Source organism: Pectobacterium sp. CFBP8739 (genome assembly GCF_013449375.1).
Lineage (GTDB): Bacteria > Pseudomonadota > Gammaproteobacteria > Enterobacterales > Enterobacteriaceae > Pectobacterium.
On record NZ_JACDRR010000005.1, the window covers coordinates 421124 to 439848 of the forward strand.

The 18725-nt window shown below is 48.1% G+C and carries 14 protein-coding genes and 2 pseudogenes; 3 read left to right on the top strand and 13 right to left on the bottom strand.

What is annotated here, in order from left to right:
• Positions 1–2 precede the first annotated feature (2 nt).
• From thrS to H0247_RS02765, 13 genes and pseudogenes are all read right to left on the bottom strand, one after another.
• Positions 3–1931: a threonine--tRNA ligase gene (thrS, locus tag H0247_RS02705; RefSeq protein ID WP_180741130.1), complete on the bottom strand. Its 1929-nt coding sequence runs from the start codon at positions 1929–1931 to the stop codon at positions 3–5.
• 259 nt (positions 1932–2190) lie between these two features.
• Positions 2191–3612, bottom strand: coding sequence for an amino acid permease (locus H0247_RS02710; protein WP_180741131.1), 1422 nt, complete (start codon positions 3610–3612; stop codon positions 2191–2193).
• 127 nt (positions 3613–3739) lie between these two features.
• Positions 3740–4003: a YebO family protein gene (locus H0247_RS02715; RefSeq protein ID WP_180741132.1), complete on the bottom strand. Its 264-nt coding sequence runs from the start codon at positions 4001–4003 to the stop codon at positions 3740–3742.
• A gap of 237 nt (positions 4004–4240) precedes the next feature.
• A complete protein-coding gene (gene kdgR / locus H0247_RS02720) occupies positions 4241–5032 on the bottom strand; it encodes a DNA-binding transcriptional regulator KdgR (protein WP_180741133.1) in 792 nt (263 codons plus the stop codon).
• Between the two features lie 215 nt (positions 5033–5247).
• Positions 5248–6414: an oligogalacturonate lyase gene (gene ogl / locus H0247_RS02725; protein ID WP_180741134.1), complete on the bottom strand. Its 1167-nt coding sequence runs from the start codon at positions 6412–6414 to the stop codon at positions 5248–5250.
• 341 nt (positions 6415–6755) lie between these two features.
• Positions 6756–7637 (bottom strand): protease HtpX, encoded by an 882-nt coding sequence (htpX, locus tag H0247_RS02730; protein ID WP_180741135.1) that lies wholly within the window; start codon positions 7635–7637, stop codon positions 6756–6758.
• Between the two features lie 164 nt (positions 7638–7801).
• A pseudogene (locus tag H0247_RS02735) lies at positions 7802–8020 on the bottom strand (glycerophosphodiester phosphodiesterase); the annotation flags it as partial.
• A 5-nt stretch (positions 8021–8025) separates the two neighbouring features.
• Positions 8026–8166, bottom strand: a pseudogene (locus H0247_RS02740) (extracellular solute-binding protein); the annotation flags it as partial.
• A gap of 80 nt (positions 8167–8246) precedes the next feature.
• Positions 8247–9470 carry an OFA family MFS transporter gene (locus H0247_RS02745; protein ID WP_180741136.1) on the bottom strand — a complete coding sequence of 408 codons (1224 nt, stop codon included), beginning with the start codon at positions 9468–9470 and terminating at the stop codon, positions 8247–8249.
• 182 nt (positions 9471–9652) lie between these two features.
• On the bottom strand, positions 9653–10402 hold the full coding sequence (locus tag H0247_RS02750; RefSeq protein ID WP_180741137.1) for a LytTR family DNA-binding domain-containing protein: 750 nt from the start codon (positions 10400–10402) through the stop codon (positions 9653–9655).
• Complete coding sequence (locus H0247_RS02755; protein WP_180741138.1) at positions 10399–12144, bottom strand: sensor histidine kinase; 1746 nt, start codon at positions 12142–12144, stop codon at positions 10399–10401. The genes H0247_RS02750 and H0247_RS02755 overlap by 4 nt, the downstream gene beginning before the upstream one ends.
• 163 nt (positions 12145–12307) lie before the next feature.
• On the bottom strand, positions 12308–14476 hold the full coding sequence (locus H0247_RS02760) for an EAL domain-containing protein (protein ID WP_180741139.1): 2169 nt from the start codon (positions 14474–14476) through the stop codon (positions 12308–12310).
• Between the two features lie 394 nt (positions 14477–14870).
• Positions 14871–15128, bottom strand: a complete 258-nt coding sequence (locus tag H0247_RS02765; RefSeq protein ID WP_180741140.1) for a hypothetical protein — start codon at positions 15126–15128, stop codon at positions 14871–14873.
• Positions 15129–15529: 401 nt separating this feature from the next.
• Between H0247_RS02765 and H0247_RS02770 the strand changes: the two genes are divergently transcribed.
• From H0247_RS02770 to H0247_RS02780, 3 genes are all read left to right on the top strand, one after another.
• Positions 15530–16264 carry a helix-turn-helix transcriptional regulator gene (locus H0247_RS02770; protein WP_180741141.1) on the top strand — a complete coding sequence of 245 codons (735 nt, stop codon included), beginning with the start codon at positions 15530–15532 and terminating at the stop codon, positions 16262–16264.
• A gap of 484 nt (positions 16265–16748) precedes the next feature.
• Entirely contained in the window at positions 16749–17099 is a 351-nt protein-coding gene (locus H0247_RS02775) for a Mor transcription activator family protein (RefSeq protein WP_180741142.1), read from the top strand.
• A 488-nt stretch (positions 17100–17587) separates the two neighbouring features.
• A complete protein-coding gene (locus H0247_RS02780; RefSeq protein WP_180741143.1) occupies positions 17588–18697 on the top strand; it encodes a 4Fe-4S binding protein in 1110 nt (369 codons plus the stop codon).
• Positions 18698–18725 lie beyond the last annotated feature (28 nt).

The window sequence follows — 18725 nt, forward strand, 5'->3', positions numbered from 1 at the left end:
ACCTATACCTCCAATTGATGAAGACTACGGCTGCGAATCTCTTGCTGCAGCTTACTGATGACTTCACTGACATCCATGCTCCCAAGGTCTTTACCACGACGAGTACGGACAGCAACTTTTCCTGCCTCGACCTCTTTGTCGCCACAAACCAACATATAGGGAACCCGGCGTAAAGTGTGTTCGCGGATTTTAAAGCCTATCTTCTCATTTCTCAAGTCTGCTTTTACACGAATGCCCGCTTCTTGCAGTTTTCGGGTCAATTCGTTGACATAATCAGACTGGCTATCAGTGATATTTATAATCACCGCTTGAACCGGAGCTAACCAAGTCGGGAAGAAACCAGCGAACTCTTCGGTCAGAATACCGATGAAACGCTCCATTGATCCCAAAATAGCCCGGTGAATCATAACCGGCACCTGACGCTCGTTGCTTTCGCCAACGTAAGACGCATTCAGACGACCCGGTAATGAAAAGTCGAGTTGCACCGTACCACACTGCCACGCTCGATCCAAACAGTCATGCAGAGTAAATTCAATTTTTGGGCCGTAGAACGCCCCTTCACCCGGCTGATAGTCAAATTCGATGTTATTTTCAGTCAACGCTGCGGCCAAGTCAGCTTCAGCGCGATCCCACATTTCATCGCTACCGATTCGTTTTTCAGGACGCGTAGACAGTTTCACCACGATTTTTTCAAAACCGAAGGTGCTGTACATGTCATACACCATCTTAATGCAGCTGTTCACTTCATCACGAACCTGCTCTTCCGTACAGAAGATGTGCGCATCATCCTGAGTAAAGCCACGCACGCGCATTAAGCCATGCAGAGAGCCAGATGGTTCATTACGGTGACAGCTACCGAACTCAGCCATACGCAACGGCAGATCGCGGTATGATTTCAATCCCTGATTGAAAATCTGTACGTGACCCGGGCAGTTCATCGGCTTGATGCAGTATTCACGGTTTTCTGATGAGGTCGTGAACATCGCTTCTTTGTAGTTTTCCCAGTGACCGGTTTTTTCCCACATCACGCGATCCATCATGAATGGACCTTTTACTTCCTGATACTGGTACGACTTCAGCTTCATGCGCACAAATGCTTCCAGTTCGCGGAAGATCGTCCAGCCGTCGTTGTGCCAGAACACCATACCTGGCGCTTCTTCCTGCATATGGTACAGGTCAAGCTGTTTGCCGATCTTGCGGTGGTCACGCTTCGCCGCTTCTTCCAGACGTTGCAGATAAGAAGCCAATTGCTTTTTGTCCGCCCACGCTGTGCCGTAGATACGTTGCAGCATTTTGTTTTTGCTGTCGCCGCGCCAGTAAGCGCCCGACGTTTTCTGCAATTTGAAATGGTGGCAGAAACGCATATTCGGTACGTGCGGACCACGGCACATATCGATGTATTCTTCATGGTGATACAGACCCGGACGATCATCGCGACTGATGTTCTCATCCAGAATCGCCATTTTGTAGGTCTCACCACGCGCAGCGAACGCATCGCGCGCTTCCTGCCAACTGACTTTTTTCTTAATGACGTCATAGTCAGTGTCAGCAAGCTCGTGCATACGCTTTTCGAGCAGCTCAATATCTTCCTGAGTCAGGGTACGGTCGATATCTACGTCGTAGTAAAAACCGTTATCGATAACCGGACCAATCGCCATTTTGGTATCTGGCCACAATTGCTTGATCGCATGACCCAATAAGTGCGCACAGGAGTGGCGAATAATTTCCAGACCCGCTTCATCTTTGGCAGTGATGATAGCTAACTGCGCATCGGTATCGATTTTATCGCTGGCATCAACCAGCTCGCCATTGACGCGTCCGGCGATACAGGCTTTTGCCAGACCGGGACCAATATCAAGTGCAACATCCAGGGGAGAAACGGCGTGGTCGTAATGACGCTGACTTCCATCAGGAAGGGTGATAACTGGCATTATAATTCCCTTATTTACAGTGGTGAGCCACACGAAAGCTCACATGCAAAAATCGTCTATCAATTGAAAATCAAAAGTGTTAACCATGCTATTCCTCTGTACTCTGTGAAATATATACACATGGTGCACACGACTAAAGGCGTGCACTAGCGTGACATGGATAACGTCGGGGACAATGATACACCTTATAAGTGGCGTATTAAAGTTGGATGGGTAGCCTGAACATCGTTACCGTACGATGTTCAGGCTACAGGCATGTTTACTGTGTTTGCGTCGACTTCAGCGTCGCGCTATTTTTACGGGAAAGTCTGAAACCCAGCCAAATAACGGCAATCCAGAATGGAATTAAAATGACCGAAATGCGAATACCCGGCGACAGCAGCATAATCACCAAAATCCCCGCCAAAAACGCCAGACACAGGTAGTTGCTCCACGGATACCAGAAGGCTTTGAAGGCAGGGACAATGCCCTTCGCCATCATCGCCTGACGGAAACGCAGATGTGCAAAGCAGATCATGATCCAGTTAATCACCAGCGTTGACACCACCAGCGCCATCAACAGCTCAAACGCTTTGCCTGGCATCAGGTAGTTGATTGCTACACCGAACGATGTCGCCAAGGCTGACAACGCGATAGAGCGGACAGGCACACCGCGTCCGTTAACCTTCGCGAGAGATTTCGGCGCATTCCCCTGTTTTGCCAAACCGTACAGCATCCTGCTATTGCAGTACACGCCACTGTTGTAAACCGATAACGCCGCTGTGAGTACCACAATGTTCAGTACGTTTGCCACCAAATTGCTATTCAGCGCATGGAAGATGAGAACGAACGGGCTACCACCATCAACGACATTTCCCCACGGATAAAGCGACAACAAAATAGACAGCGCACCGATATAGAAAATCAAGATGCGATAGACCACCTGATTGGTCGCCTGAGGGATAGAGCGTTTCGGATCGGCCGCTTCGGCAGCGGTGATACCGACTAATTCCAGACCGCCGAATGAAAACATGATCACCGCCATGGCCATGATCAATCCACTTGCACCATTCGGCATGAATCCGCCATGAATCCATAGATTACGTATCGTTGCCGTTTCGCCGCCATTACCACTCAGCAGCAGCCAACTGCCGAAGACAATCATCCCGACGATGGCCAGCACTTTGATAATGGCGAACCAGAACTCCGTTTCCCCAAACATCCGTACATTCACCAGATTGATCAGGTTAATGAGCACGAAGAATATCGCGGCGGACAGCCAGGTTGGCGTTTCGGGCCACCAGTATTGGATATAAATCCCCACGGCCGTCAGTTCAGCCATCCCTACCAGAATAAACATCGCCCAGTAGTTCCAACCGGCCAGAAAGCCCACAAAATCGCCCCAGTATTTATAAGCAAAATGGCTGAACGAACCTGCTACGGGCTCTTCCACCACCATCTCACCCAGTTGTCGCATAATCAGAAACGCAATCATTCCGGCAATCGCGTAGCCCAATAAAACGGACGGCCCAGCCATTTGAATAGTTTGCGATATCCCTAAAAACAAGCCAGTACCAATCGCGCCACCCAACGCTATCAGTTGAATATGCCGGTTTTTTAACCCTCGTTTTAAAACCAGTTCCTGTTGATCGCTTGCTCTATCTTTTTGATTACTTGCTATGTTGTTTTGCGCATTTGCCATGTTGTTTTTGTGCTTCCTGTAAAGCTTTCTTCATTTTTATAACCATGCTCACTCACGCCATCAGTATGAAAAATGACGTGAACAGGCAAAGAGATCGGGGGTGAAACGCGACACAGTGATGGCGCCATTAACGTTCAGGAATGACACTTTTAAACGTTAATTCCACGTCATCACGCTCGAAATCGGCGGTAAGCGCTTCAGGCTCACTTTTCTCTGCATTCTGGGGCAACAATTTTTTCAATAATGCTAACTGCTGGCGTTGCTGCTCTACGACCTCTTGCAGCAATTTCACTTGCTCATTCGCTCTGACGCTCGCCCGATTCACAAAAAACCAGATCAGCGCGGCCAGCAGCACAACCAACAAGACAAAAACCACTTCTAATATGTTCACAACGACTCCACTTATAACCACTTATGACAGTACCTGTGGGCTATCTTAACACCGTGACGTAGCCAAGTTCGATACCCAACTCTATCCGTTCCCCATATCATATCGATACGCAGCGCTATCGTATTGGTACAAAAATAAAAAACGTGGAGCGCGTTTTTCAACGTTGTGTGCGACGGCAAGGAATGAACCAAAAAAAAGCCTGTCGGTCAGGACAGGCTCAGGTATCGATAGAGGATATCAGAATGGGTAATCGTGGTAGCCCATTTGCTCAGAGATATTTCTGGCGGCCGTATGCAGCGTAGCCACATATTCGTGTTTGTTTTCTTCCGAAAAACGAATCGTCGGAAAAGAAATACTGAGGCCAGCAATCACCACGCCAAAACGATCGAATACTGGCACAGCGATACAACGCAGCCCTTCTTCCTGCTCTTCGTTGTCTTCTCCGTAACCTTGTCCGCGGACAACGTCTAATTGATTGAGAAGATCTTCAGCAGTACACAGCGTGTGTGGCGTACTGCGGGTGAATTCAACCGTCGACAGAATTTCTTCTACTTCGCCACGATCGCGCCATGCCAACAGCACTTTACCGATTGCGGTACTGTGCAGCGGATTACGGCGACCAATACGCGAATACATACGCAGGTTATACATCGAATCAATCTTGTGGATATAAACGATGCCGTCTTCATCCAACGCACCAAGGTGGATCGTTTCCCGCGTTAGAGCAGACAACTCACGCATCTGTATATCCGCACTGCGGATTAAATCGACGTTCTGCAATGCTTTAGCCCCAAGTTCAAACAACTTGAGCGTTAGCGAATATTTCTCTGATTCACCTTCCTGCGCGACATAGCCTAGGGATTTCATCGTCTGCAAGAAGCGGTAAACGGTACTCTTGGACATCATGACTCGCTGAGAAAGCTCGGTAATACCAATTTCTCTCTCTTCACCTAATGCCTGCAAAATACCAAAAACCTTTAAAACGGACGACACGGAATCGGGTTGTTTATCTAAATCTGCAATAGCCATTTTTGTGGTTACCCTACTCAGGTTTTTTTGTTTTAAAAAAAATAGAACAATGGTTTTAGTATAAAGGGAACGCTTTGATTATGGCAATGGAGCAACAACGATAATCAAGTTAAGTTTGAGAAATAACCGCGTCAGAGACTTAATAAAATAATATGTAAGTAAATATTATTAAAATAATCCGCGCCATAAAATGTGACGCGGATTTATTAGTATTATTAGTTCCAGACTGAATCAGGAACCTTCGCCAGATACAGCGCAGGTTTGCCATCTACGTCAGAAGTAAACAGAACTTGTTTATTATCCGGCGTGAAAGAAGGATGCGGGTGAGTCACCTGACGATCCCCTTCTAACACTTCCCAGGATGTATTGTGCTGTGCAATACGGTGTTCTTTGCCCGTTTTCAGGTTGAAAACATACAGGAACGGATCGTTCTCGATTTTATAGCCACCATCGTCCTGCACGTCGGCTGGCGCATCGGAACCATCACCGACTAACAGCGTGCCATCATAGTTACTCATCAGGTGAGAACACGGCGGCATGACGCGCAGTTGACGATCTTCCAGCGTAACAGGATCGATGCTACGGATATAGCGATTGCTATCGTCTTTCAGGTAAGAGACGTAAATCATCGCTGAACCATCCGGCACCCAGAATTCGTGGGTGCAGCTTTCGCCTTCAGCATGCTCTTTCACTTTACGCATGTTGGTCCCATCTTCGTTGATGAACCACATACGGGCATCAACCAGGTCATGCGGACCTTCGTGGCAGAAAGCTACGGTGTTGTCATCACCCGGACGGTAGATTGGGTGACCCAGCCACTGGTTTTCCTGAAGGATAGTCTGTGCTTCGCCCGTAACCAAATCGACACGAATCAGGCGGCAGCAAGGATTAGTGAAGTAGAATTCCTGGAATTTTTTCCAATCGGTCAGTGGTTTCCAGTCTTCTTTTTTGATCTCAATACCGACCATTTTGGTGCAATCGGAGTTAGCAACCCAGGTACCGTAACCAACCCAGTCGTCAGGCACCTGATAAATCGTTTTCTCTTCCAGTGTCTCCAGATCGACACGCATCAAATTACGAGTATTTTTAACGTAATACAGCGCATCGTCATTCGGGGACAGGAAGCCGCCGAAGGTGTTGTCGCCTTTGCCTTCAGTCAACTGCGTAGCGCTCTGCTCTTTTAAATCCAGCAGATAGTAGTTCCACGGGCCGTCAAACGCAGCACCAAACAGCAGCTTGCTGCCGTCATTGAAGAAGCACTTCTGGTAGAAATAGTTGCGGTGGCAGATAACATCGGGCGGGGTTAAACGCACAACTTCGGTGCCAGTTGCTGAATCCTGGTAGGTATGGAACGTTAGGGGGATCTTGTTACCTTTGGCCATCCGTAAATCCTTAGAACTTATCATGAAGAATCTGACGCCACACGCGCATACTCTTCGATAACCTGACATTCCGATCGCCCAGCAAACGGGTTACCCCGACACCGGTTGTTCAAAAATCAGGCCACCAACCTCACGCGAGACGCCTGTTATATCGGCATTATAGAAACAACGTTTCATTTTTCCGTGATCGTGGTTTTATTTTATAAAACATTCTTCCTATTTTCACCACCTGTTTCAGATCTAATGAAAACACACGAACGGAAAAAACGCAGGTTTGTTGGATCAATAAACGCAGAAATAACAAAGGCCCGAGCGGGCCTTTGGGAAGAAAACATCGTGAATTACTTCAGGTAATCACCGGAACGGAGCGCTTCAATACGCTTATCCAACGGCGGGTGAGACATAAACAGTTCGCTGAAGGATTTCGATTTTCCGTTAATGCAGAAAGCCATCATGCTGCTCTCTTCCTGCGGTTCATAGCTGGTCTTCAAGCGTTGCAGTGCAGCGATCATTTTCTCACGCCCCACCAGCTTGGCTGACCCCGCATCCGCGTGGAATTCACGGTAGCGCGAGAACCACATGGTGATAATGCTAGCAAGAATACCAAACACCAGTTCCAGCACGGTCGCGACAGCAAAATAAACCAGCGGGTTACCGTTACTACTTTCCTCTTCATCACGGTTGCCGGACAGGAAACCGGAAACGACCTGAGCAATCAGACGGGAAACGAAGATAACGAAAGTATTCACTATCCCCTGAACCAACGTCATGGTCACCATGTCGCCATTCGCGATGTGGCTGATTTCATGCGCGATAACGGCTTCTGCTTCGTCACGACTCATGTTTTGCAACAAACCGGTACTGACCGCCACCAGCGACGCATCACGACGGGCTCCCGTCGCAAAGGCATTGATGTCCGGCGCATGGTAGATAGCCACCTGCGGCATCGCGATCCCTGCTTGCTGTGACTGAGTACGAACGGTTTCCATCAGCCAGCGTTCCGTTTCGTTACGTGGTTGTTCAATGACTTCACCGCCAACGGATCGTAACGCCATCCATTTAGACATCAGCAGTGAAACAAACGCACCGCCAAAGCCAAACAGCCCAGCCATAATCATTAAGCCCTGGACACTGCTGGACTGAATTCCCGTCAGGCTGAGTACCAGCCCGAAAACCAACATCACCGCCAGGTTGGTGATCAGGAAAAGCGCAATACGCATCATAAAGGTCTGATTTCCTCTCGCAGAAAGATAAAGTTTGCAACACATACATCGTATGGGTTGCCGTGGCATTTTCAAGCATTCTTAACTTTTCAGTTACTAAATCCACATAACTTTACACTTTTCAAAAGGAAAGCGGCGTCCTATCTGATGTTAATCCTGCTGCGTCAGTACAACAGCGTTGATCGAAAATCGATAAACGCGTCGACGTGATCGACCTGAATCGCGCCCACCCCAGCACGAATTAATGCTCCCCATACGGCGTCAGGATCCGCTAAGGCGTGCGTATCGCTATAGTCGAGAGAATGCGAACAATCCAGCGTGTTCACCCAAATCCGCACCCCAAGCCGTTGAAACTCGGCATACGCTTCGGTCACCGCCTCAATCCTGCATTCGTATAGCCGCACGTCATCCCACTCTGGCGCAACCGCGCCGCATCGTACGCCAGTTCATTCCAGGTCCGTGGCGGCTTATCAGGGTCGAGCCCTGCCTTACTAAACGCATCTTTGTTGTAGTAGAGAACGAGGGTTGAACAGCAGGAGGTCGAGGCGAGTTTTATAATCGGACAATCTTGTGGCGAGCAGAACATCGGCTGCCCGCCACGGTATTCGATTAGCTTTGAGCGTGAGCCATATCTGCACGCAGTGAAGCACTAACCGGTTGATGTTTAGGTGGTTTGACCCACAGAGTAATCAGCAGCGAAACGACAGACATGATGATGATTGCCGTAAATGTAGCCTGGAAGCCTCCAAGCTGCGCCGCGATAAACGAACCCGACAGCGCGCCAATGCCGAATCCCTGATAAATGACGCCATAGTTTTTGCTGTGATTTTTCAGGCCAAAGAAGTCACCGACAATCGCTGGGAACACGGTGATATTGCCACCAAAGCAGAAAGCAATCGCGCTGACACAGATAAAGAACAGCAGCGGATTCAGCGGCAGGAACGTCATTACGGAGACCGCAAGAATCGTCACGAACAGCGTAAAGCTGATGACCCGCATACGCCCGACACTGTCGGAAAGCGCGCCAAGGACTATGCGTCCCACGGTATTAAAAATCGCAATCGCCGACACCGCATTGGCCGCCATCGCCCTATCCATTCCGGCCATTTGTACGCCAATATCTTTCACGATACCGATCAAATACAACCCACTCATGCACGCGGTGAAGAAGATAATAAATAGCAAATACGACTCTTTTGTTGCCAACATTTCAGCCAGCGAAAAGTCTCGCGTCTGTCCCTGAGCCGCACTCTGTTGAACTGGCACCGCAGCAGGTTCTTTCAGCAGTGAACTCCCGACCAGAATCATCGCCATAACGATAACGCCCCAGTAGAAAAAGGCTTCTGACACACCGACTTCTGCAATCAAAAAGCTGTTGACGTATTTGAACAGCAGGCTTCCGGTACCAAAGGCGCCAACAGAAATGCCCGCGATTAACCCTTTCCGATTCGGGAACCATTTGATCAGGTTGGACAACGTCGTGATATAAGCCGTACCGTCAGCAAAACCGACAACCACGCCCATCAGCAAATAAATCAGCGTCAGCGACGAGCTCACCGCACTCGCCATCAGCCCCGCGCCCAGCGCGATACCGGCAATCATGGTCAGGCGACGCAGACCAATGCGCTCCTGAAACTTACCGGCAAACAACGTAGCAAAAGCCAGACAGAAACTGGTGATGGAAAACGTCGTCGCCACTGAACTCAGCGTCCAGCCAAATTTGTCCACCAGCGGCTGGTTGAACAAACTCCAGGTGTAAATCGTTCCGAGTCCCATTTGGGTGATGATCGTACCGAGGACGATCAATCCACGGTTAACAGGTTTGGTATTCATGGGCTTTCCCCTACATCAAATTGGTCCGATTCACTCGGTACGCTAAAAAATATAAGCTGATGTGGAGAAGGAAAAATCCATCAAAACACTGTCAGCTTATGGGCTGGAGCCAGTATACAAGCGGGCTGACAGTGGTTGATCGAATGGGGAATGAGATGCCTGAAACGCGGAATGAAATGCCGTTAAAGGCGCATCAATGACCTAAACGCCTTTATCTTGCTCCGGCTTACCGGCACTTCAAAATCTAGGTCGTTCAATCGCAGGATATAGGTGTTGTTAAACCACGGCACAATTTCACGGATTTTTGTCAGGTTGACGCAGTAAGAACGGTGACAGCGGAAGAAATACTCTTCCGGCAAACGGCTACAAAACTCCGTAATATTCATCGGCATGATGAATTCCTCACGTCGGGTATAAACCAGCGTGACCTTTTCCTGCGCCGCGGCATAGTAGATATTGTTGATATCCGTGACGATAATGCGTTCGTCTTTCATCAAGTTAATGGTGTGCTGCGCACTCCTCGGCGCACCAGAAGACGCGCCGGTGTCGACAGCGGGAGTCATTTGCCGCTGTTGCCAGGTCGCTTCCAACTTACGTAGCATCGTGACAATACGTGATTCATGGTACGGCTTAAGAATGTAATCAAAGGCTTCGACCTCAAAGGCCTCCACCGCATGCTCTTTGTACGCCGTAATAAAAATGATGTAGGGCTTATGCGCAAATTTGCTGATATTTTGCGCCAGCCAGACGCCGTCCAACGAGGGAATATTGATATCCAGAAAGATCGCATCGACCTCGTTATGCTGCAAATACTTCAGTACATCCAGCCCGTCATCAAATGTCGCCTCAATCGTAATATCACTGTGCTGTTTGATAAGATAATTCAGCTCTTGCTGCGCGAGGAACTCATCTTCAACAATAATAGCTTTCATGGGTTGCCTCCGGTTTGTTCAGCAGCAGAATATCCCGACGGCGGCACCTGAATGGTATCCGGCAAGGCCGACGGTATTTTCTCTTCTCGTGGAATATAGAAATAAATTTCAGTACCGGGTTCCAGACGACGAATATGCAAGCCATCGCCATAAAGCAGGCGAACGCGGTGATGGACATTCAGCAGGCCAATTCGATTCCCCGGTAACTCGTTACGCGCCACGCGGTCCATCGTTTCCTGACTAATACCGTGCCCCGTGTCTTTTACCGCCACCAGCAACCTATCACCCTGCTCTTTCACGGATAGCACCACCGTGCCTTTCCCTCGACAAGGCTGAATACCATGCACAATCGCGTTTTCCACCAGTGGCTGAATTAATAAGCTGGGGACCTTATACGCCAGATCGTCATCGATGTCGTAAATCACCGTCAGTTTGGCGCCAAACCGCGCCTGCTCAATCGCGATATAATCCTGTATCTGGTACAGCTCTTTTTTTATATCGATCAGCGCATCATCGTTAAGCTCGAGGTTATAGCGCAAATAGCGTGACAGATTGATCACCAACTGACGCGCGGTATCGGGATTAATACGAATAGACGAGGAAATCGCATTCAGCGCATTAAAAAGAAAGTGTGGGTTGATTTTACTTTGTAGCGCTCTCAATTCCGCCTTATTTGCCATATCACGTAGCTGCTCGGTGCGGGATACTTCAATTTGCGTTGACATAATTTGTGATAAACCGACGGCCATTACGCGTAATGAATAGGTAATTTTGTGGGCATGGCGATAATAGATTTTTAGCGTACCCGTCACCTGCCCGTGTTCCCACAGCGGAATGACAATCATCGAGTGGATTTCCGGCGTTAGGTGCTGTTCATCATTATTTTTAATGATGATTTTTCCGTCATGAATCGCCTGTTGCGTCATTGGGCTGATAATGTCGTGGCCGATATTATATTTTTCCTCCCCAATCCCCACATACGCCTGAATATGCTGTGTATTCGTTATCGCCACCGCGTCTGCATTAATTTCAGTACGAATAATGCGACAGATAGCCGTCAGCGAATCACTGTTGATATTGCGGAAATACGGCAGTGTTTTATGTGCAATATCCAGCGCGAGCTTAGCCTGTCTGGCAGCAATCACCTCTTTTTCATTCGCCACGCTCTGCACCAGCAAGACAATCAGGCCAATACAGACAGAGCCGAGAATCATCGGCACCGCAATTTTTGAAACAATATCCAGCCCTAATTCGATCGGCGTCGCCCATGCCACCACCAGCAGCATCGTTAACGATTCGCACAGCATGCCGCCCAGAATCCCGATGCTCCACTGCTGCTCTTTTTTGACTTTCTTATTGATGTAGCCGGAAGTGATACCGGCGATAATGCTGGTAATCAGGCAAGGTACGGAAGTGATACCGTCGATATCAATGAGATAGCGGTGCACTCCCGCAATGATACCCGTCGCAATCCCCACCCAGGGGCCGAAGAGAATACCGCCAGACATCACGGCAATGACGCGCACGTTGACGAGCGACCCTTCAACATTAATACCGGAATAGGTACCGAACAGCGCAAACAATGAAAAGATGGCTGTCACCGTCGCACGCTCTCTCGGCGAGTGTTGCTCTTTTTGCAGTAGTTGCCGGAACTGACGTGTTCTGGTGAGGAAAAACAGGCAAATCAGCATCAGCGCGGCGCGGTCGAAGACCGCAAGGAGCATCTCAAATATTTCGTGCACGGGATATCCAGTACAGGTTTACAAGCCTGCACTATAGAAAAAATGTGATCCATATTCCACTTTTTAGTCTGTTAACCGCGTGTACCGTGAGGAATTATGAAAGCCAGCGGACGTTGGCCTTTAAGAAAGACATACCACAACCGTTATCCGTCTATTTACTGACTTACACGTCTATGGGCTTATTCAATTTCAGTAGCTGAGTAAATTCCTCCGCTGGCATCGGATGCCCAAACAGGTATCCCTGCGCTTCCTCACACCCTTTACTCCGCAGTCGTTCGCTCTGTTCTAATGTTTCTACCCCCTCTGCAATCACGCCTAGGCCAAAACTTTTCCCGAGATACAGGATCGCACGGACAATCGCCGCGTCCGGTGGAGATTCACACATGGTTCTGACAAAAGTCTGATCGATCTTCAACCGAGTTACCGGGTAATTTTTAAGCATACTCAGCGACGCGTAGCCCGTTCCATAGTCGTCAAAAGCAATACCGATTCCCGCGTCTCGCAGCGCCTTCAACGGTTGCAACATGTTTTCATCGTAACGCAGGATGATATTTTCCGTGATTTCCAGCTCCAGCGAGCTTGGCTGCAATCCTGTACGCGCAAGGATATCCATAATCTTCTGCGCCAACATACCGGTACGAAACTGTGCGCTGAAAAGATTAATGCTGATACGAAAATAGCTGTCACTCTCCCGACACCATTCCGCCGCCTGCCGACATGCCGTTTCGACGATCCAATCACCGACTCGCTCCGCCCACGGGCCATTTTCCAGTGCAGTAAGAAAAGCGGCAGGGCCAAGTAATCCTCTTTCTGGGTGACGCCAGCGTAGTAGTGCTTCTGCGCCGACAATTTCATTTGTTGCCAGCTTTACCTGTGGCTGGTAGAACATCTCAAATTCATTGAGCTCATAAGCCCGCACGAACTCTAGCTGGAAGGCATGTTTGGCCTGAAAGACTTCAAGCAGCTCGCGCGTAAAAAAGCGATAACAGTTTCGGCCTTCAGATTTCGCCTGATACAGTGCCAAATCTGCGCTGGTCAAAAGATCCTGCACGGTCAGCCCATATTCTGGGTACAACACCGCTCCAATGCTGGCGCTAATATTGATTTGATGATCGTCAATAATCATCGCCTGCGAAATTTCATGGATAATCTGCTCAGCAATTTTCCCTGCGGCTTTTTTATCATTCAGACCGGGAAACAACAGCGCAAACTCATCGCCACCCATTCGCGCTACAACATCACCGGAGCGAACCGTGGCTTTTATTTTTTTGGCGACGTGTACCAGAATATTGTCGCCGCTGGAATGCCCTAGGCTGTCATTCACATCTTTAAATCCGTCCAGATCGACCATCATGATGCAGACTGCGGGTTCATTCTTTAGTGCGGTTTCCAGATTAGATGTCAGCAGCGTACGATTTGCCACTCCGGTTAACGGATCCAGATGCGCCAGCAAAAATAGGCGTTCTTCATTGCGTCGCCGCTCTGTAATATCGCGCAATATTGCGCCATAGCTAATATTGTTGTTGTCTTCCCACATCGAAACTGACAGTTCGACCGGAACCAGGCTACCGCTTTTGGCTTGCACGTTCAGTTCCAGCGTCACGCCTTTCATCAGCGAATCACGATCGGCAACCAAGTGATTAAGTTGTACAACAAAGGCATCGGGTACAATGGTATTAATACTGCGGCCAATAATTTCCTCATCAGTATATTCCAGCATATGCCCTGCGGCAGTATTCCAGAAGGTAATCATCCCCTTCTCATTAACGCACAGAATGGTATCAGGCGAGGTATTGGCAATATTTTCGAAACGCACCTGACTGGCTTTGCGCGCAAGTTCCAGACGTCGCATTTCCAGCTTGTCCATGACTAATGAAGCCAGATCCTGCAAATTATGCTCGTCACGTTTGCTGAATGTCGCTCTGGGTTTCAAATCGATAATACATAAGGTACCAATGGCATGCCCGGACGGCGTAATTAAGGGAATACCGGCATAAAAACGAATGTAGGGAACCCCCACAACCAGAGGATTATTTTTAAAACGCGCATCCTTGAGAGCATCAGGCACTACCATGATTTTTTTCTTCAAGATCGTATGCGCGCAAAAAGAGATATCACGAGGCGTTTCGCAAAAAGGAACCCCCACGCTGGCAGCAAACAGTTGACGCTCAGCCTCCACCAACGACACCAAAACGATAGGTACGCTAAAGATGTTAGCGGCCAGACTAATCAGGTTACTCAAACTCGGGTCAAATAATACGTTCTTAATTCCATACTCACGAAGAGCAGCAAGACGTTTGTCTTCATCTTTGCTTATTGGGGCACGACTCATGGGTTCCCCCTCCCATCGTATTTAATGTTCAGATTAGACAAAAATTTAGCTATAAATCCAAAATGTTGCAGCAATGAGCACGATAAGAACAGCGGGCCAGCGTTATCAAACCAAAGCCCCTTCGCTTGCCTAGAATCACGACACATGGTGGCTGAGTGTTGAGTATGGCAAAAGATCCAGACTCTATCATCCCTTCAAGTCATTAATAATAACAAGTGGAAGTATCAATTAAGATGATAGGTGAAAAGCGAAATAGAAAGATAGCGACGCACTCACAACGTTGCAGGATGGAAGCAAAAAAGAAAGGGGGACGGTTGGTATATTCAAATTTTCACAACTGGATAACGAAACATATTATCAAGTGATTAACAGAATATAACCAACCGAGAAATCATTAGGCAGGAAAATAGGTTATGGAATGCTCAGGCGTGTCGTTTTTTGCTCGGATGACGACATCCCAAATCCCAGTATAAGGCACCGTTAAATACACTTCGCCTTCCGCATGACGACAAATAGAATCCTGCGTAACACTATTCTCTTCAGCCAATGCTTCCTGTTCACCATTGCTCATTTGCACTTCAAATGTATTTGCACACCGAACGATTACCGTATCACCACCAAACAGACTTAAACACGTGCGAATTACAGACATACATCCTCCGCGACACGCAGTCATGCGCATGCTTAATGAAACGAATTTATTGGTTATATTTCCCACAGCGGGATTTCCATAAAAGCAAAATGCATACCGTCGGATTGTGATTTAGATCAAGTGAGACACACGTTTAAAGCAAATCAGGGGGTGGAATAAGATGATACTATGACCGCCTGATACTTATTAGGATTTTTGATAGTCGAGCAATCGCACTTCTGTATGACGACGTTATCTCACTTATTCAAATGGGCTTGCCGCTATAAATAACAACTTAAATCGTTTTCAAAGTTGTATTGATGCGTGATTTTTGTGCACGGCAAGGAAAGATAATGGGCGCTTTTTTTAAACAAAATTAATACGCGCTTGATAAGTGACAACCTAAGTTGTACATTGAATGAATGAAAACGACACTTGCAGAACGATTAAAGACCGCCAGAATCGCACAAGGGCTTAGCCAAAAAGCGCTTGGCGACATGATTGGCGTATCTCAGGCCGCCATACAGAAGATCGAAGTGGGGAAAGCGTCGCAGACAACCAAAATTGTTGAGCTTTCCAATGCACTCCATGTTCGCCCTGAATGGTTGGCAAACGGCGAAGACCCAATGCGTAGCGACGGGGTAACTCGACCTGTCCAGGAATCGAGCATTCCGCCAAAATCAGAATGGGGCACCGTATCAGCTTGGGACAGCACGACAGAACTATCAGAGGACGAGGTGGAAGTGCCCTTTTTAAAGGATATTGAGTTTGCCTGCGGCGACGGACGTGTTCAAAGCGAGGATTACAACGGCTTTAAGCTCCGTTTTTCTAAAGCTACGCTGCGTAAGGTTGGCGCAAATACGGACGGTTCAGGGGTGCTTTGTTTCCCGGCAGCGGGCGACAGTATGGAACCCATCATTCCTGATGGCACCACCGTCGCGGTTGATACCAACAACAAACGCATTATTGATGGCAAGCTCTACGCCATCGCTCAGGAAGGCGGCGGTAACGATAAGCTCAAGCGAATCAAGCAGCTTTACCGCAAGCCTGGCGGCCTTCTCGTCATCCATAGCTTCAATCGCGAAGCTGACGAAGAAGCTTACGAATCAGACGTCGAGATTATTGGCCGCGTGTTCTGGTATTCGGTACTGCTATAGTCCCGATACTGACGGTATCCCGCGTCATAGCCGTCTCTCTTTTCCTCTCACTAAAGCCGGTGGACCGATACGGACACCGGCTTTGTGTTGCTGTCGCCAATCGTCACGTTATGGATAAGCGCCGCGCCGCTAAAAAACGTTTACCCTCGCTCAGATAACCTTACCCACACGCCACAGTTTTATACAATCACTATGCTATTGTTTCATCAACCCTTGTTGATGTTGTGTTATTCATCCTGTCTCTGTGTTCCTTTCCCGCCCTATGGCGGGATTTTTTTGTCCTTCATCTGGCCTCTTCTACGCGCCACACCGCAGGTTGTCATTTCTTTTCACAACCAAAAACAACTCAAATTAAAACTAAAGATGTTGACACAAAAACAACTTTAGTTTTAAATGGACACATGAAAGCAGCGTAATCTCTGCAAAGGTAACAACCCAGTTTTCACGTCAGTAACAACACTCATGCATAACAATAAGGTGATTTATGACTGAACCACAATTTCGCAGTAAAGGTCCTGAGCTTCTGGTCGAACTTTCTCAACACGTGGCCGATACGGTCAAAAACGTCACCGAACTCGATCCGCAAACAGCCGAGCTGGTCGGCAATGCCGTTGCCAAACATATGATGACCGTATGGGGCGGACAAAACGTTTATTTCCCAATGGGGATATCCTGGCGCGCTTCTCAACGCGATCTTCAAATCTATGAAGAATTTGACGGACGCAATCACAGCGCGTTGGCTAAAAAATATAATGTCTCGCTGCAATGGATTTATAAAATTGTCAGAACAATGCGAAAAGAAGAGTCACAGGCAAAGCAACACTCTCAGGCATAATGCCAAAAGTCATAAATTAACAACCAGGTGGTAATTAAAGGAACAGACTAAAAATAGATAATTGACTAATAGCGATAACCTCTGATTTTAATAACATATAACTTAAATCATTCGAGTTGTGGAAAATGCAGCAAGGCATTCCTCTACGCTGATGCCGACCAACGCACGCCGTTTGAAGTATGATAGAGAAAATAAAAGATAATACCATCTGGCAATTAATAGAATGGGTACGCTTTTGTACCCATTATTTTTATATCGCTAAGGCTTTATTCTTAGACATCGCTCTTCAGTACACTATCCCTGATGCGGTGAATACCACGTTATCTCCCCTTCTCTTATTTAAATCGCTCTGCTAAAAAAACACAAACATGCATTTGCAATGCACAAATCAATTTTTGACCGCTAAGAGCATGATAACGTTGCCCCACGATCCCTTCGGTACGTTGAAAGCGCCGAATGAAAAAAATAAATGGGAGACATTGAGAGCAATGAGTGAGAAAGCAAGAAAGCGGTGGCAACGGCGTCCTGGCACCACCGGAGGAAAACGTCCCTGGAACGACTGGCGCAATGCTCTAACCTGGCGCAGAGCAACACAACTTCTTCTACTGGCGATCAACGTTTATATCGGCGTCACCTTCTATTTTTGGGTACGCTACTTTGAAACCGGCGGCACAAGTCTTTATATGCCGAGACCGAGTGGTATTGAAGGCTGGCTGCCAATTGCAGGATTGATGAACGCTAAGTTTACATGGGAAACAGGTAATTTTCCTCCTATTCACCTTGCGTCAATGCTATTACTTGCAGCATTTATTCTGATTAGCGTGTTGCTGAAGAAATCGTTCTGTTCCTGGCTGTGTCCTATCGGCACGATTTCCGAGTGGGTAGGTGCGTTGGGGAAAAAAATAGTTGGCCGCCATTTCATTCTTCCGAAGTGGCTGGATATTCCACTGCGCAGCCTGAAATATCTGCTATTAGGTTTTTTTCTCTACATCGCCTTATCAATGCCGGCACAAGGCATTTATATGTTCCTGATGTCGCCCTACGGCCTGATCGCCGATGTTAAAATGCTCGGCTTCTTTCGTAATATCGGCACCATCACACTGGTCTGCGTCTTTCTCTTCACGTTCACCAGTCTGTTTGTCCGCCATTTCTGGTGCCGCTACCTCTGTCCTTACGGCGCGCTCATGGGGGTATTTTCACTGCTGTCGCCCTTCAAGATCCGTCGCAACGCCACCAGTTGTATCGATTGCGGCAAGTGCGCCAAATCCTGCCCGTCTAACATCCCGGTGGATAAGCTGATTCAGGTGAGAACGGCAGAATGCACGGCCTGTATGACCTGCGTCGAATCCTGCCCGGTGGCCTCAACGCTTTATTTCTCCCTGACGAAACCCTCAGGCTCGCAGGCAAAAGTCAGCAAAACAACCAAACCACTATGGCGACAAACTGCGCTGTCCGGCATCACGATGACAATTCTGGTACTCTGCATTCTTTTTGGCATGATCGGCTTTGCGATGTACATCGGTGGCTGGAACAGCCCGATTCCCGACCACATGTACTTCAGACTGATTCCCGGATCACAAAGCATTGGTCACCCATAAAGAAAAAGGGGCCAAATTGGCCCCTAAT